Origin of the sequence: Kineosporia sp. NBRC 101731 (assembly GCF_030269305.1) — a bacterium.
Taxonomy (GTDB): Bacteria; Actinomycetota; Actinomycetes; order Actinomycetales; family Kineosporiaceae; genus Kineosporia.
The window spans coordinates 16,981-33,792 of sequence record NZ_BSTC01000005.1 but is presented as its reverse complement, the minus strand read 5'-3'; the positions used below and the strand labels follow the sequence as shown (position 1 = coordinate 33,792).

The window sequence follows — 16,812 nt, the reverse complement described above, 5'->3', positions numbered from 1 at the left end:
CAGAACACTCCTCAGCCGACGCCCAGGGGTGTGGCTGAACCTTGGCCGGGTGCCCCAGCCGTCGGCAAACCCGTGGCACCAGCCGGTAATCGTCCCGTTCGCCGCCATCCGGCGCCAGGGCACCTTCCGAGCTCTGACCGAAAATGCAGAAATCGACGCCGATCGGTACAGAGTTCCCGGTGTGCCCGACCGGACCGGCGGCACCTCAGCGGAAAATGTCCAGGCCCACCCACTCACCTGCGACCCGACCGTGCCCACCGGTGGTCACCAGGTAGGACGGAGACCGTGATGCCCGAGGACAATTCCGGTCCCGATCTACAGATCGACTACGACATGCTGCACGAGATGGCCGCCGATGCCCGCGAGCTCAAGGGGAGTGTGGAGTTCAAGGTCCCCGAGCTGGCCTCAGGGACGGGTGACGAGGACAGCGACAGCGGGGCGGTCGGGGACAGCGAGCTCACCGGCGCACTGCGGCGGTTCCGCGTTGCCTGGCACAAGCCCTTCAAAGACTCGATGGACCGCCTGGAAGACCTGGCCCTCCTGCTCGACGGCGTCGCCACCAAGTTCTTCGACATGGATGCGGATTTTGCCCAGCAGGCGTCATCGCTGCTGAGCCGGCAGGCCATGAGCACCTGGGAGTCTAAGAAGAATCAGCACGACCTGTACCTGAAGAACAAAGACCTGATGTTCACGCCGTCCCCGATCTACGACGAGAACGGCGCACTGGTCAACCAGGCTCCGGTGCATCTTTTCAAGTACGGCGACGGCGAGGGCGAAACTCCGGTCCCGGAGGATGCGGGAGACAGGCCTGCCGGCTCGGACTACTTCTCCAACAGCAACAAGGACGGCGATGAATTCGCGCACTCGGACAAGGCGCCGACCGCGGAAGAAATCAAGGCTCTTGAAGAAGAGAAGAAGAACCGCGCTCTCACCGAGACGACGTACGACAAGGAGGGCAGAGTGAAGATCGAGACCAGCACGGTCACATCGACGTCCGGCCTGGGCTACTCCGAGACCACCTCGTACGATTACGAAATCCCAGGTTTTCCGGACACCCCCAGCAAGGTCACGACGACGATCACGCACTCCGACGGCACCACGGAGACGATCGTGACGACATATCAGGCCAACGGTAACTCCACCGTGAAGAGCTCTTTCCAGGATCCCAAGGACAGCGACAACGACTCCTCCTCGACCACGACGGTGACCCCGGACGTCGAGAAGGACGCCGACGGCAAGGTGGTCAAGGATTTCGGGTACGAGTCGGTCACGGTGGACGACGACGGCAAGACCACGACGACCACGGTGACCAACAACGATCCGAACGAGATCAAGACCAAGGACGACTACAAGACCTTCCTCAACACCGACACGAAAGTCGTCACGGACGAGGACGGAGTGCGGCGGGAGTACACGGGCAACTACGAGTCGGACACCTGGACCCAGACCGGTGGCCCTCCCGAGAACGAGACGGACGAGGACGACGAACAGAGCGATACGTCCGATGACTCCGGACCGGTCGACGATCACTACATACCTCGCTGAAATATCCTGATGGAGAAGGGAAACCGAACATGAGCGACATCAAGGTGAGTTACACGAAGGTCGTCGAGGTGACGACCAACCTGCACAGCACCACCCACGACACCCTGCCGAAGCTCAGTGCCGTGAAGCAGGCGGTGGACGGCCTGCTGGCCGACGGCGGTGGCCTCTGGCTGACGAGCTCAAGTCCGACCCTGCAGGAGAAGTACGAGGCCTTCAACAAGTCGGTCACCGAGGCGATCAACAGCATCCCGCAGTGGGCCAACCAGTTCGACAACATCGTCACCCAGCTGAAAGACCTGGACCGGTCGATCGTGGAGTCTGCCGGCTCCGGCGACAGCAAGAGCTGATCAGCACAACCGAGCAGACCGAGCAGACCGAGGAACGAGGATCCGATGCCCGACATCAATGTGGACTCCAGCCAGATCACCAACGTCCAGAAAACCATGTCCACGAACATGGACGACATCATCACTTCTCTCACCACTTTGAAGACGTCGGTGCAGAGCCTGCTCCAGGAGAGCGGCGGGCTGTGGATGAAACAGTCCAGCCCTCTCCTGCGTGAGCAGTTCACCAAGTTCGCCGAGGACCTGAACGAGGCGATCAAGAACATCGGCGATTTCTCCACGACGTTCCAATCCATCCTCAGCAACCTCAACGAGCTCGACAAGGGCTACTCCTCCAGCGGCACCAGCTGATACACAGAACAGCTGTCGCTCCACCGCCTCGCAGACAACACCGACGGACTAGGTTCCATGACCGGCTTCAGTTTCAGCGGAAGTTTCTTCCTGACCATCGTTCTCGTGGTCGAGGCGCTGGTCGTTCTCGGCTTCGTCGGACGCTGGTACGGACGTAAGTGGGGGTGGCGCAATACTTTCGGAAGGCTTCGGCAGTACTTCCGGGAGACCGCCGCCGATCTGGCCCGTCCGTTGCTGCGATGGCACCGCTTCTCCGGTGATGTACGCCTGCTGGCCCGCGAGCTGACCGATCCCGATCTGGGCGGCATCCTGCGGGCTGCCACCGCCGACGCGCTGCACCGCAGCACCGAACCGGACGACCTGCGCTGTCACGCCGCACTGTCCGGCGCGGAGGTGGTCGCCGTCCTCCCCGCCGCCCCCACCATTCCGTCCACTCCCCTGGGCTTTCGGGAGGCGCACGGCTGGTGGGTGGCGGCCCGGAGCGGGATGACGCCGATCCTGGAGACCGGGATGGTCGGCCATCTGGCCGTCGGGACCACCCGGGCAGCGCTGCCCGGCACCCCGGCGGTGCTGTTCCTGAACCTGTGGGAGGCCCCCGGGGTAGTCGAACTGTCCGGTCCCCCGCGACCGGTGCACAGCCTGCTGTGCGCCATCAGCGCGCAACTCCTGGGCGGGCTGGCCGGTCACGGACTCGACCTGATCGTGACCTCGGGTGTGCATCCGGGTTTCCGCGGGCCGGATCTGGACACCGTGCTGGAACGACTGCAGACCCGGCTCGATCATCCGCCCGCCGAGCGGATGGTCGTGCTGGTGTGCAGCCGGATGTCACCGGCCCAGGCCCAGACCCTGGCCTGGCTGGTCTCCGTCCTGCCCGAACTGCGGGTCGTGACCTCCGGGCCCTATCCCGGCCGGCGCTGGAAACTACCCATCGACGCCGACGGTCGGCTGGATGCCCCTGATCTCGAACTGACCGCAGACTCCGCCCCGGTGGAGAAGGCCGTGGCGAGAGTGCTGGCCCGAGGCCCTCGCCGCCCGAACCCCGCCGCGCCGCAGCAGACCACTCCCCAGCCCACGCTCGAGACACCGATCAGTGCCGCCGCCCCGATCACCGGCCGGCCAGCGGCGGCCTCACCCGCGGCCTGGGACGATTCCTACACCGAAACACCCGGACCGGCCTGGCAATCTGAGCAATCGGAGCTGACTGAGCTCTCGGAGCTGGTGTACGAGGACGACGAGTGGGCTCGTCCGGAGAAGACGTTCACCGCCGATTCCGGATTCAGCTCGGCGTCGGCGAGCGCCGCCGCATGGCCCGATCCGACGCCACCGTCGACAGCGCCGACAGCGCCGACAGCGCCGACAGCCTCAACAGCACCGCGATGGTCCCTCGACGAGCCGGAACCCGCCGACGACTTCACCAGCGGAGCATCAGCCGGTTCAGCCGGGTCGCACCGCGACCGCAGCCAGGACGTGTTGTGAGAAGCACCCTCTCGAACAGCATCGGCGGCCAGGTCACCCTGACCGGCCACCCCGAAAGGATCCACCCGTGCAGTTGGTGATCAGCCTGGCGTCCAGCCCCGCGCCGGGGCAAACGCTCCCCGACGAGATCGACGACATCGGCGACATCGTCCTGGACGTGAACAAGCACAACACCGTCGACGAGGTGGTCACCGCCGCGGCGCAGGCTCTGGGCCTCGATCCGGCACCCCTGCGCCCGGCCCCCCGACCGGACGACCCGGCATCGGACGACCCGGCATCGGACGACCCCGACCAGCCGCGTCCGTACCGCAAGGGCATCCTGCTCCCGGCGGATGCGACGATCGAGCAGGCCGGGATGCTGCGCGGCGACCTGCTCGACCTGGACTCCCCGGCGCCGCCGCGCGACGCCGACTGGCGCCCGGCCGAGCCGGGGGTCGACTGGCTCGAGATCCACGCGGTCAGCGGCCCCGACGCGGGCCGGATCTGGCCGCTCGAGCTCGGCACCCACGGCATCGGCCGGGCCCCCGGCAGCTGGGTCACGCTCAGTTCGGCCGACGTACCCGAACGCGGGCCGGAAGTGGCGGTCGACCGGCACGGCCGGGCCTGGCTGGCCGGGCTGGGCGGCCACAAGCTGACCCAGACCGGGATGACCCTGGCCGACGAGACCGCGACCGTCGAGGGCGGGCGACTCAGCCTGCCGGAGCCGCCGCGGGAGGAGGTCGGCGCCCCCGACCCGCAGTACGCCAAGGTGATCGAAGACGCCGCCCGCGAGTACGCGGAGATGATGCAGGGCAGTCAGGGCGCGCGTCGCTGGCAGCCGGGCATGGATCTGGCCATCGGGGAAACGCTGCTGCGGCTGGTGCACCGGTTCGACGCCGATGCCGCGGTCAGCCCTTCCGTCGACGAGATCGCCCGCGACTTCAACCGCCCGCCCCGGCTGGTGCCACCCCTCACCCAGCCTCCGGTGAAGCTCCCGGTCCCTCCGAAACCACCTGTCCAGCGCCGATTCCCCCTGCTGATGATGCTGTCGCCGATGGTCATCGGGATAGCCTTCGTGTTCCTGTTCCACTCGGTCTACTTCGTGCTGATCACCCTGATCAGCCCGATCATGATGATCGCCAACTGGGTGCAGGACCGGCGCAGCGGGGCGCGGCGCTACCGGGAAGACAGCGCTACCTACCGGCAACGCCGTAAAGATGCCGAGCACAAGGTTTTCGAGACGGTCAACCGGGAGCGGGAGGCCCGCTGCCAGGCCTCACCCGATCCGGCCATGGTGGGTCTGATCGCCACCGGACCGGGCAGTCGGCTGTGGGAACGCCGGCGCACCGACGGCGACTTCCTCATGGCCCGGTTCGGGACCGTCGACCAGCCCTCGCTGATGGAGCTGGACGATCCGGCCCGCGAAGACGGACAGCGTCGCTACCGGTGGAAGGTGCCGGACGTGCCGATCGGACTGTCGATCGCCGATCGGGGGGTCGTCGGGATCGCCGGGCCGGCGCACCGCACGGCCTCGGTCGCCCGCTGGCTGGTCACTCAGGCCGCCACCCTGCACAGTCCCCGTGACCTGCGGATCTACCTGCTCGCCGGACCCGGCGTCGGGGACGGGCCGGCGGCCATGCCCGAGCGCTGGGCCTGGGCTCGCTGGCTGCCTCACGTGCGACCGCACGCCGCGGGCCCCGGCTCCCCGCTGCTGACGTTCGGCAACGATCCCGAGACCTTGGCCAACCGGGTGAACGAGCTGCTCCAGCTGATCAAGGCCCGGCAGGAGGCCCGGGGTTCCCGGATGGGCACGGTGCTGTTCGCCGACCCCGACATCCTGGTCGTGATGGACGGTGCGCGCTGGCTGCGCGACGTGCCCGGGGTGATGAAGATCCTGGTGGAAGGGCCTGCGGTGAGGGTCTTCTCGGTGGCCGTGGATCTGATGGACCGACTGCTGCCGGAAGAGTGCACCGCGGTGGTCCAGGTCGGTGAGCAGACCCTCACCCTGCGCCAGGTCAACCAGGCCGACGTCTCCGGGATCCGCCCGGACGACGTCAGCCGGCCCTGGTGCGAGAACGTTGCCCGCGCACTGTCCAGCCTGCGCGACGTGACCCCGGACGAGGTGGCCGGGCTGCCCGAACGGGTGCGCATGATGGAACTGCTCGGTCTGCCCGACGTCCCCACCGGCCAGCAGATCGCCGACCGGTGGTCGCGGGAACCGTTCAGCACCGTCTTCCCGCTCGGCTCCGGCTTCGACGGGCCCGTGCACTTCGACCTGGTGACGGACGGCCCGCACGGCCTGGTCGCCGGCACCACCGGATCCGGCAAGTCGGAACTCCTGCAGTCTCTGGTGATTTCCCTGGCCACCCTGAACCGCCCGGACGAACTGGTGTTCGTCCTGGTCGACTACAAGGGTGGTAGTGCCTTCCACGCCTGTGTGAACCTTCCCCACACCCTGGGGATGGTGACCGACCTCGACGAGGCGCTCGCCCTGCGGGCCCTGGATTCGTTCGCCGCCGAACTGCGCCGGCGGGAACACATGCTGGCGCAGGCCGGGGCCAAGGACCTGCCGGAGTACCAGGCGATCCGGGCGCGTACCCCGGAGCTGGCACCGATGCCCCGACTGCTGCTCGTGATCGACGAGTTCGCCACGATGGCCCGGGAGGCGCCCTCGTTCGTGCCCGGTCTGGTCAGCATCGCCCAGCGCGGGCGTTCCCTGGGGATCCACCTGATCCTGGCCACCCAGCGCCCGGCCGGGGTGGTGACCAGCGACATCAAGGCCAACACCAACCTGCGGATCGCCCTGCGGGTCACCGACCCGGGCGAGTCGTCAGACGTGATCGACACCCATGACGCCGCCCACATCTCCACCCGCACCCCGGGCCGGGCGCTGGCCCGGCTCGGGCACCGCTCCGTCATGCCCTTCCAGGCCGGTTACGTCGGCGGGACTTCCCGGCAGGACCAGCAGCCGGAGGCGCCGGAGCAGATCCCCGCGCCGGTCGCCGAGCGGCTGACCTGGAGCGGCCTGGGTCGCCCGGTCTCGCTGCGCCGCTCCGGCCCGGCCCGAACGGTCACCACCGCACCCGGCGACCAGGCTCCCCGCACCGACCTCGACGAGCTCGTCGACGCGGTCCAGGAGGCCACGCAACTCACCGGCTGTGCGCCGCAGCCCCGGCCCTGGCTGCCGGCGCTGTCGGGGCGTCTTCTGCTGGAAGAGCTGGACGAGGCCGATCGGCAGCTCGGGATCGACCGCCGCACCGTCGACCGGATGTTCCGGGCTCCGTTCGCCCGGGCCGACCTGCCCGGCCAGCAGGAGCAGCGCACGCTCTACTTCGACCCCAGCAGCGACGGCCATCTGTTCGTCATCGGGGCTCCGCGGGCCGGTCGTTCGCAGGTACTGCGCACGGTGGCCGGGGCTCTGGCCCGCGACAACTCCAGTGCCGATCTGCACATCTACGGGATCGAGGCGGCCGGGAGCGCCCTGGGCGTTCTCACCGATCTGCCGCACTGCGGGGGCGTCGTGCCGCGCTCCGACATCGAGCGTCTGGGCCGGCTGATCCGGCTGCTGATGGACGAGGTCGATCGCCGGCACCAGCTGCTGGGCAAGGCCAGCGCCGCCGACCTGCCCGAGCTGAGGGCCAAGCTGCCGGCCGGGCAGGCCCCGGCTCACCTGGTGGTGTTCGTCGACGGCTGGGACCCGCTGGCGGCGACCCTGACCGATCACGACGGCGGGGATCTGTACGCCCAGATGCAGGAGATACTCCGCGAGGGTGCCGGGGTCGGGATTCACCTGGTGATGACCTCCGACCGGGTTCTGCTCGGCGGGCGGGTGGCCTCGCTCAGCGACAACAAGCTGATCATGCGGATGACCGAACGCAGCGACATGTCGCTCACCGGGCTACCGATCAGCCGGATCCCACCGGTGATTTCCCCGGGCCGGGCCTGGCGGCCCCAGGACCAGCTCGAAGTACAGGTGGCGTTGCTCGGCGCCGATCCCTCGGGTGAGGGCCAGGCCCGCGCCCTGCGCGAGATCGGCCGGACCACGACCGCCCGCGACTTCGGTATCCCGCAGGCCCTTCGGCCGGTGTCAGTGCCGCCGATGCCGTCCGAACTGTCGTTCGCCGATGCGTTCGGCCTCTGGCCGCAGACGCAGCACCAGCCGCTGAAGGCCCTGCTCGGGCTCGCCGACGGTGGCACCACCCCGCTGACGGTCGACTTCGCCGGACGGGAGAACAGCTTCGCGGTGGTCGGCCCGGCCGGGTCCGGACGCAGCAACGTGCTCTGCGCGCTGGGAATCTCGTTGCTGGCCAACGGGACCCGGCTGGTCGTGCTGTCTCCCCGGGAGTCACCGTTGCGGCGCATGATCAATCACCGCAACGTCGACGTCCTGGTCGGTCTGCATCCCGAGCCCGAAGAACTACGCAAGCTGATCGACGCCGAGCAGGGGCCCACCGTGGTCCTCATCGACGACGTGGACCTGCTCGGTCCCTCCCATCCGGTGGGCGCGGTGCTGCGGGAGATCGCAGCCACCGGCCGTGACCATGAGCTGGGGATGGCCTTCGCGGGATCACCGGAACTCGTGGTGGGTACCGGTGGAGGCTGGATCGGCGAGGCCAAGCGCAGCCGACAGGGCATTCTGCTCGCTCCCCAGAACAGCATGGAATCAGACCTGCTCGGGGCCCGGCTCACGCACAGCCAGGTACGCACCCAGATCCGCCCGGGCCGCGGCTACACCACGCTGGGCGCCCGGCCCGGCAAGGTCCACCTGATCGCGGTGCCCCTGACCCAGCTCAAGTGAGGTAGGGCCCGATCTCCCACGCCCCTTTGTTCGTGATCATGCGAACCCTCCCCCGGGAAGGTTCGCATGATCACGAACCTGAAGGTGGCCGGCCTGCGTGACCACCGCGCTAAAACACGAAAGCCTTGATCCCGCTCTGCCCGACCACCATCGCCGGGTTGTTGCTGACGTCGAGTGCCTCGAGCATGAAATCCCACCTACCGTGGTAGCGACTCTCCACCGCAGGAAGATCGTGCCCGCGGTAGTAGCGACCGTTCGCCTGATCCATGTCCGCTTGCCGGCAGGCCGGAGCGGCATAGTAGGCATCTTCGAGATGGGTGCCGGGTGCGTTGCGATCGCCGTAGACATTCCCCGCCACATCTCGGTCCGCATGCCAGACATTCGCCTGGAGACCCGCGAACCCGGCGTGCGGTGGACCTTGGTGACTGACCTCAAACGCCTGGTCCCAGCGGATGAGCTGTCGCACCTCGCCGTCGCCCGCGTTGATCCCCAGCCCGGGGTTGTGCTGAAATTCAGCTCCCCAGGACAGTTCGAAGTAATTCCACTCCCGGGTCGCGCGAAGACGATCCTGGGGGCCGTAGCCCGGCCCATCGGCCGTCACGGCCATGGTGACCGCGGTCGGGGGTTGCGCGGCGCCCTCCTGCCTGGCCTGAACCGGCGGGGCCTGATCGGCGGAGGCCAACCGGGTCGGTACGGCCATGCGATATCCGAACTGCTCCACCCGACCCCGGGAAGAGACCGTCTCCTGTTCAGGCACCTGCTGCACGGGAGTACCTGACCGCACGACACCGGCTCGACCCATCATGCCCGTCCCATCGGCGACGCGGCCCGCCCGCTGAAGCACCCCCGCAGCGAGCCCTCCTCGCGACCGAACAACGTATTTAGGCCCCTTCCGTCGCCATGACATGGGTAGTTCTGACCCAAATGTGCGATCTTGATCAACGATCTTGTGGTCAGATCTCGCTGGTCAGGGGGACCCATGACACGCAGAGCACCCGGCGGCCACACCCGGCGATCCCGCATTCTCCGGGGCATCGCCGGCCCGCCGGCCGAGGCTGCACCCACCGACCCGAAGCGTCGGTGGCCGTTGCTGGCGGCTTACTCTGCGGTGGCCGCGGGGGCAATCGCTACGGGCTTGGTCGCCTGGGGCGGCGACATTTCTTCGTGGTTCGCTCGTGATCGGGTGGAGGGCGCGTTGGGTATGGAGCCTCAGCTCTCCTGGCAATGGCCGACGACGGCGTCCTGCGCCGGCGCCATCGCCGTGGCCATGCCGCACGGCGGTCCGGCCATCGACGCGGTCGAGATTCCGGCGAACCAGGAACCGCACGGAGTTCTGGCCAAGGCCGGAGCGGCTGCCTGGGGAACGGGGCGCCTCGATCTACTGATCACCGTGCCCGAGAATCGGACCACCACGGTAGACGTTCACTTTCACAAAATAACCAAAACTACTGTTCAGCAGTATGACTGGCTCTTGGAATCCGGGGAGGGGTGTGGCGGGCCTTCCCATCAGGAACATCTCGAACTTGATCTCGATCAGCGAGAACTGACCAAGGTTGACGCCAATGACGAGGAGGAGAAAACCGACTCCAGCAGAGAACCCGGGGTGAGGGGCTACGTCGTGACCGCTGATGAACCCCTCCACGTGCTGATCGACGCCCGGGCCTGCTCCGCCCTCTATCAATGGTCGGTGAGCGTCGATTACACCAGCGGCAGCCTCCATCGGACCCAGACGATCGGTCCGCTGTACACCGGCGGAGCCGTAGCCGGCGTTTCCCGCTACCGCCTCAGCCAGACCGATGAAGGCCAACGGAAGCTCACCGCCGACGGCCGGAGCGGAGCGACATGTCCACCGCGCTGATCCCCCGCCACGGGCTGATCCTCCTGCTCACCCTTCTGACGTGCCTCGCCGCAGCTTGTTCGAGCGAGGCTCCGGTCGATACTCCGGGCGAAGACAGCGTGAAGTGGTACAACCTCGATCCGCTCCTTCTCGGTATGGAGACTCGACCGCATCTGATCGCCGCCCATGAGGAGAGTTTCGTCGCCGTGGGCTCCGATCCGGTGAGCGGAGCGCCCTTGTCGTGGTTCTCTTCCAACGGCGTCTCCTGGCCGCGGGGTGACCTGGCCGCCGTGAGCGCCCGTGAAGCCAGCGCCACCAGCGTCTTCGCGATCTCCGGGCAAGGTCAGCGGGTCGTGGCCCTGGGCGAGATTCCCTCCATCACCGCACCAGGCTCATACAACGCGGTGCTGTACGAGACCCGTGACGGCCGTCACTGGGTGACGTTGCCCGGCCCTGGCGTAGATTTTCGTATGGCGGGCCCCAGCAGCTTCGGATATCCCTCTGTCGCCGTGGACGGCGACCGCACGGTGATCGTCTGGGACGAACAGGTGTGGGTTCGCGGCCCCTCCGGCGACTGGGGGGCACCTGAGGTACGACTACGTGAAGGTTGCCTACCGGTCGGCGTCCGACCCGGATCTGAACCGGCTGTCCTGGTTTCTTGTTCCGGTGACGGCCCCAGTACATCCCAGGTGGCCGCCTTTGATGATTCTCGCGAAGTCATCCAGTCCAAGGGTGGAACACTCCCTCAGAACATGCTGAACGGGGCAGTCTTCTCCGGTGAAGATGTCACGGCCATCGGCTGGCAGCTCCTGCCGACCACCACCTCGACCAGCTCTCAGGACGAGAGCAGCCTAGGGGTCGAGAGCGGGCAGCCGGTCGAGGCGACCTATTCCCGCTCTGACAACGGGGGCGCCTCCTGGTCAACGTCCGCCAAATTTCCTATCCCCTCAGAAATTTCATCCCGCGACATCAGAGTTCTCGATATTGCTCAACTGGAAGACACCCTGATCGCTGTCGGAAGCTCGAAGAATCTGGGCGACCTGCCAGTCACCACCGTTTGGGTCTCTGCGGACGGTGGCGCAACCTGGCAAGCGGAAGCACCGGCCTACGGGATGGCGGGCGACGCGGTGCAGTCGGTAGCGCGCCATGGAGACCGCACGATCGCCATCGTCGCCGAAGCACATCAAGGATCTTTCATGCTCACCGACTATGAGGTCTCCTCGGCCGCACCAGCAACGGCATCCAGCACACTCACGATTGAAAGCGCCACACCGACCGGCATGCCGCAAGTCTGGTCGGGCCCAGTTGACCCCGGGGGAAAAGAGCTCACGGTGAACCTGACCGGTGCGTTCAGCAAAGGAGAACTGGCCGGGGACCTGGTGGTCGACAGCCCTTACGGCTGCCGGGGTCAACTGATCTGGCGCGGTCCGCAGACATTGACCGTCAAGGTCCAGTCTCCGGGTGAAAACGGCTGGTGCCCAGATCAACTCACGCTCGGAGAGGCGTCTCCCGACGGTACACAACGGAAAGTTTCGGGATCGGACGGGTTGAGCGGGACCCTGACATATGAAGGAACGCAGCAGTCAGGCTCAGACTAAAAACCATCTGATCGAGCCCCGGAGTACGAGCTCCTTTTCATAGCGCGCCGGTCGGCCGTTACGAGCCAGCCATGAACGGCAGACCGGCCACATCGGGAGAGGCCAGTTCAGCCGCCAGCAGAGCCGGCCCGATCCGGCCGTGGAACAGGCCTTGATAGGACGAAGAGCCAGGCACCTCGGCCTTCTTCGCGAGGGTTCGCGCCCTGGTCAGCCACCGCCCGTCACCGGTGTACCGATACAGGTCCAGCAGGGCCAGCGCCCGTCCGGTGGTTCCGCAGCAGAAGCCACCGGGGGCAGGGCCTGCTCCTTCGTAGGCAGACCAGGCGCTCACCAGAGCCAGATCGGCGTAACCTTCGCCAGGGAAACAGGTATCAGCGAGAATCCAGAGAGGAACATAGCCCGCGGCCCCGTTGCACCAGCTCGCCCCCAGGGTGGCGTCTTCGGCCGTCTCTCCGAGCTTCCGGGGCCAGATCCGGCCACGCCCCGACGGTCGTGACAGTCGGGCCAGTTCCTGCAGCTGATCGGAAAAGCCCTCCGGCACCGACCCACCGGTGACGAGGCTCCACCGTAGGAGTGCCGTGAGCATGCCCGCCCGGCCGTGCGAGGCCCCCAGAATCGCAGGCCCGGTCTGGAGCTCCGCCCAGATCCCCCGGCAGAATGAGTCTCCCCGTCCCCGCAGTGCAGCGTGGTCGGCGTGGTCAGGCCCGAAGGTCTCCAACAGGGTCGCGCAGCCGAGCACCAGCCCCGATCGGCCGAAGGCAACATCGAACCGTTCGTCAGGCCGGGCAGTTTCCATGAAGGACGCGATGGCCTGGGTAGCCGTGGCGGCGTCGCCTCGCGCCTGCGAGACCAGGGCGTGTACGGCATGCACGCCACCCGCATGATGAAAGAACGACCCGGGGCCGAACAGGTGCGGCCCGATCGCCCGGGTCTCGTCCGCAAAGGCCGACAGCCCCGAGTCGCTGGCGGCGAGAGCCACGGCCTCGGTCGACCAGACATCCGCCGCCGCGAGCACGTCGTCACGGTCCAGGGCCGCAGCAATGCGCAGCAGGCCGTAGGCCAGGCCGGCGGCCCCGTGCGCGATGGAGGCCGTCGGCGCCGGCATCCCCCGTGCGTAGAGTTCGCCCTCCGGCGCGAGTTCCTCGAGCACCTCGGTCAGTAACTCGTCCAGGTCGTCTGCGATCCGGAGATTGACCAGGGGCATGGGGCTGCGGTCACGTTCGGCGGCGGCGCGGAAGGCATGGGTGAAATCGCCGACCGTCTCGAACCGCTGGTCAGGGTCTTTGTCCAGCGCCACCGCCAGGCAGGCTTCCACGTGCGGGCTGTGCAGGCCGTATTGCTCGAACGGCAAGGGTGGCTCGTCCATCACCTGCCGGAGCATCCGATCGGGCTGCAGCGAGAAGAGGTGGGTGGGGCCACCCGTGAGCACGCCGTAGATCAGCGCACCCAGCGAGTAAATCTCCGCCGCGACGGTGGGTTCCGGCAGCTGCGGGTCTTCCTGGCGGGCCCTGGCCACCTCCGGCGCCTGATAGACGTCCACACCACCCCGCACCGGAGCTCCCGCGCCGGGCAGCCGAGCAATCCCGAAGTCGATGACCGTGACCGTGCACGCCGGTCCGATCAGGAGGTTCCGTGGATGGATATCGCCGTGCAGCACTCCCTTCCCGTGCAGCCGCGCATAGGCCTCTAGCACCTTCACGGCCAGTTCGACGGGTTCACCCGACGCCGGTCCCTGGCTGCGGGCATCCGCTGATGCCGTGTCGAGGTCGACCCCCATGATCCACGACGCGATCAGCGTGATCGGCTCATCACCGTCAGAGCCGATCACATCGAACAGCTCCGGGGCACCGTCACCCTTCAGCCGGCGCAACACCCGCGCCTCGTGGTGCAGCGACCGGATCACAGCCTGGCCCGCCGAACGACCGGCCCGCTTGACCACCACGTCGAGGCCGTCCGTAACACGCCGCGCGGAGTAGACCTCGGTATCGTCCAGAAGCCTGACGCAACGGACGATCTCCACGTCACCGAGGCGGTGCCCGGGCTCCAGACCCGGGGTCACCGTGCCAAAGTTCTCCCGCACGAGAAGACCTTCGGCCGTGAGCGCGGCCAGCACCGGGAAGGCCTCGTCGAGCAACGCCAACGCGTCGGCCGAACCGACCTGACTGAGGCCGATCACCGCGTCCACAATCGTGCTCGGTGTTCGGAAGTATCCGAGCAGGTCGGCGGTGCGCGCGTCGATCACGCAGGTGGCGGATCGAGCCAGAGGACGCGTCACACAGAAGTCACCGGTCTGGTGGACGAATCGATCCCTCAGGTCGGCGGGTACGTCTTCGACCGGCATGATCACGACGTCTTCGGGCAGGATCAGCGCAGATGTGCTGTCGTCGCTGCTCATATCTCATCCGGTCTCGAGAGCCGTTGCCCAGGAATGGGCCGAGGGGGTCCAGGCCACGGTGTCGATCCCGCTCAGGCGCAATCGTTCGACCGCGAACCGCCAGGGCTCGGGCGCCCGGGCCTCGCGCGCCACCACCAGGTAGTGAGCCAGCCTCTGGCACAGAAACATCCGCCAGCTGGTGGCCCGGGTTCCGCCACCGTCGGCGCGCGGCGGGTCGGCTCCCCAGCTCAGCATGCCGTCGTCGGTGACCGCCGCGGTGAAACTCACCCCGGCCGCCGTCAGCGGGGCCAGGTGTACCCGCAAGGTGTCGGCGGCCGCGGTCAGGTCTTCGGTGCCGGCAAAATAGAGGACGATCCGGTCGGGCCGGCAGATGCCGGCCACTCCCGCAGCGGCCTTGAAACCCAGGCACGAACGCACTCGGGCCACCGACGCCAGTGCTGCCCCTGCGTCTTCAATTCCAGGACTCACATACAGCTTGTACCGCGGTGACAGGCGCCGCCCGTCGGGCGCCGGCGGAAACCAGTGATACCAGTGCTCGTCTTCACCGGCGGTCCATCCGGTCGACGCCAGCCCTCGCGTCACCTCACCCACCCCGAGCAAGGCGGCCACCGACGCCCGGTCGGGCAGCATCCGGCGCCGCCGGGCAGACATCGGCAGCCGCCCGTATCCGTAGAGTCTCTGGGCCAGCTGATCTTCCGGAACACTCTCGAGATGCTGCGCGTAGCGAAGGGCGGCCATCGACAGGGCGTACACCCTCTCCCCCGATGCGACCGGACCGCTCTGGGCCTCGAAGTACTCGGGCCCGCAGATGAATTCATCCTGGCGGGAGACCTGGAGAACGCCGTCGAGAATCAGCCGGCGCAACGTTGAACTTCGCTCTCCCATCCGTGCCGCGGCGAAGTCCGGCAGAGGTCCGGGCTCGGCCAGCGCCATGAACAGCAGGGCCGACTCGAACGACAGTGCTCGCATCACCAGGCCGGATCCCTCGCGCGGCACCAGCGCGCCGTACAGTTCCGAACCGTCGTGGGCTCGGCTCAAAGAGTCCCGTTCGGCCGACGGCAACCGATCGAGCACCACCGGCCGATACCCGGGGTTCGATCGGTAGACCGCCGGCCGGGCCGTGGAGCGCTCCGGGCGGTGGGGCACGTCGTTCTACTCGTCGGCCTGGTGCTGAGCCAGCTGCTCCTCGGCGACCGACAGATCGCGCATCTGCTCCTCGACCCTCGCCCGGGCCTGCTGGGCCGCTTCCTGGGCGAACTCAGCCATCTTCAGCTTCACCTCGAGCTGACGCCGCAGCAACGGAAGGTCGTCCGAGGCAAGGGTGAGACGCTCCTGAACCTTGGGGAGCACGATGCTGTCGACCAGCGGGTCCCAGATGTCGTCCGGATCGAACTCCCGGATCCGGCTCGCCGATCCGCAGGGCGGTAGGGGCGGCACCGGCGGGCAGACCGCAGACTGCGGCGAGTCGCTGCACCCACCGTCGCAACTCGCGGTCAGGGTCTGCAGGGTCGGCAGGATCGACCCTCCGGCCCCACAGGGTAGTTGGATACGCAAGCGATCTGCTCTGAACGGCATCAGTGGCCCCCGGTCTCGGTTTCAGTTTCAGTTTCGGTTGGATCCGGCGTGAACGGTCGCAACGAGCGCCGCAGCCGGTGGTCGTCCACGTGCTTGGCCCCGTCGACGTCTTCACCCCGGAAATAGTGCAATTGCCCGGCGTAAGAATCGCTTCCGGGCTGTTCCCGGAGAAATCCGGCGCGCGAGTCGCTCCAGGACTGATGCCGACCCTGCAGACCGGCATCGTCTGACAGGGCGAGCAGCCGGGGCGCGAACTCCTCGAGCTCGGTGCGCCGCTGCGGCACGATCATGCAGATGGGCTCGCCGACGTCGAACTGGATCGGCTCGAACGCCCGCGTCATCTTCCAGTTCATCGTGAAAGTGGCCGCCGACCAGTCTGCCTCGACCAGCCCTTCGAGCGCCTGCACCCCGTCTTTGGGCAGATTGGCCGGCCCTCGCACCAACAGGTCGTAACCCGGCGGCGTGCGGAACAACACGGGAATCGAGAACGTGATGACCCCATATCCGAAATGACTCTCCGCCCAGCCCGGTTCCGCGCCGGCGGCCGTCGAGAGCACCAGATCGTCACGCCCGTTACGCCCGTTCCAGACCGCCCGGAACGACGACCGATTGAGAATCCACCAGCCGCTCTGATTGGCCAGCATCAGCGGAAGACAACGTTTGGCGAACCGGTGATCGGTCTGCGAGATCCAGTCACGGTCCCGCTCGGCCGGCACGATGCTCGACGTGATGGCCGGATCGAAGAAATGGGCCAGGATGCTCGGCGAACCAGATTCTGACTCTGGTGAGGTGAGCCGCAAGGTGTCCCGGAGTTCGGGGGATGATGCCTCGGCGGATGGCGGCACATGATCAAGCTAGCCGAAGGAGATGGCTGGTGGGGAGGCTTTGGTGTTTACGCCCTTCGGACCGCATCA

Annotated in this window: 12 protein-coding genes; 7 read left to right on the top strand and 5 right to left on the bottom strand. The window is 67.4% G+C overall.

Features of this window, described 5'->3' with window-relative positions:
• Positions 1–288 precede the first annotated feature (288 nt).
• The 5 genes from QSK05_RS15835 to QSK05_RS15815 all read left to right on the top strand — a co-directional run bounded on the left by QSK05_RS15835 (position 289) and on the right by QSK05_RS15815 (position 8,493).
• Positions 289–1,545: a hypothetical protein gene (locus tag QSK05_RS15835; RefSeq protein ID WP_285597977.1), complete on the top strand. Its 1,257-nt coding sequence runs from the start codon at positions 289–291 to the stop codon at positions 1,543–1,545.
• Between the two features lie 29 nt (positions 1,546–1,574).
• Positions 1,575–1,892, top strand: coding sequence for a hypothetical protein (locus QSK05_RS15830; protein WP_285597976.1), 318 nt, complete (start codon positions 1,575–1,577; stop codon positions 1,890–1,892).
• A 45-nt stretch (positions 1,893–1,937) separates the two neighbouring features.
• Positions 1,938–2,240, top strand: coding sequence for a hypothetical protein (locus QSK05_RS15825; RefSeq protein ID WP_285597975.1), 303 nt, complete (start codon positions 1,938–1,940; stop codon positions 2,238–2,240).
• A gap of 57 nt (positions 2,241–2,297) precedes the next feature.
• A complete protein-coding gene (locus QSK05_RS15820; protein WP_285597974.1) occupies positions 2,298–3,716 on the top strand; it encodes a hypothetical protein in 1,419 nt (472 codons plus the stop codon).
• A gap of 67 nt (positions 3,717–3,783) precedes the next feature.
• A complete protein-coding gene (locus QSK05_RS15815) occupies positions 3,784–8,493 on the top strand; it encodes an FtsK/SpoIIIE domain-containing protein (protein ID WP_285597973.1) in 4,710 nt (1,569 codons plus the stop codon).
• A 109-nt stretch (positions 8,494–8,602) separates the two neighbouring features.
• On the opposite strand, the gene QSK05_RS15810 is transcribed toward QSK05_RS15815, so the two are convergent.
• Entirely contained in the window at positions 8,603–9,259 is a 657-nt protein-coding gene (locus tag QSK05_RS15810) for a hypothetical protein (protein ID WP_285597972.1), read from the bottom strand.
• 435 nt (positions 9,260–9,694) lie between these two features.
• Here QSK05_RS15810 and QSK05_RS15805 point away from each other — a divergent pair, with 435 nt between their 5' ends.
• On the top strand, positions 9,695–10,351 hold the full coding sequence (locus QSK05_RS15805; protein WP_285597971.1) for a hypothetical protein: 657 nt from the start codon (positions 9,695–9,697) through the stop codon (positions 10,349–10,351).
• Entirely contained in the window at positions 10,336–11,928 is a 1,593-nt protein-coding gene (locus QSK05_RS15800) for a beta propeller repeat protein (protein ID WP_285597970.1), read from the top strand. The genes QSK05_RS15805 and QSK05_RS15800 overlap by 16 nt, the downstream gene beginning before the upstream one ends.
• Before the next feature lie 58 nt (positions 11,929–11,986).
• On the opposite strand, the gene QSK05_RS15795 is transcribed toward QSK05_RS15800, so the two are convergent.
• From QSK05_RS15795 to QSK05_RS15780, 4 genes are read right to left on the bottom strand one after another with little or no spacing between them, the layout of a single operon-like run.
• Positions 11,987–14,323: a lanthionine synthetase LanC family protein gene (locus tag QSK05_RS15795; RefSeq protein WP_285597969.1), complete on the bottom strand. Its 2,337-nt coding sequence runs from the start codon at positions 14,321–14,323 to the stop codon at positions 11,987–11,989.
• Between the two features lie 3 nt (positions 14,324–14,326).
• Positions 14,327–15,469 (bottom strand): hypothetical protein, encoded by a 1,143-nt coding sequence (locus tag QSK05_RS15790; RefSeq protein ID WP_285597968.1) that lies wholly within the window; start codon positions 15,467–15,469, stop codon positions 14,327–14,329.
• A gap of 6 nt (positions 15,470–15,475) precedes the next feature.
• A complete protein-coding gene (locus tag QSK05_RS15785) occupies positions 15,476–15,877 on the bottom strand; it encodes a hypothetical protein (RefSeq protein WP_285597967.1) in 402 nt (133 codons plus the stop codon).
• Positions 15,878–15,897: 20 nt separating this feature from the next.
• Positions 15,898–16,743 (bottom strand): DUF6065 family protein, encoded by an 846-nt coding sequence (locus tag QSK05_RS15780; protein ID WP_285597966.1) that lies wholly within the window; start codon positions 16,741–16,743, stop codon positions 15,898–15,900.
• Between the last annotated feature and the right edge of the window lie 69 nt (positions 16,744–16,812).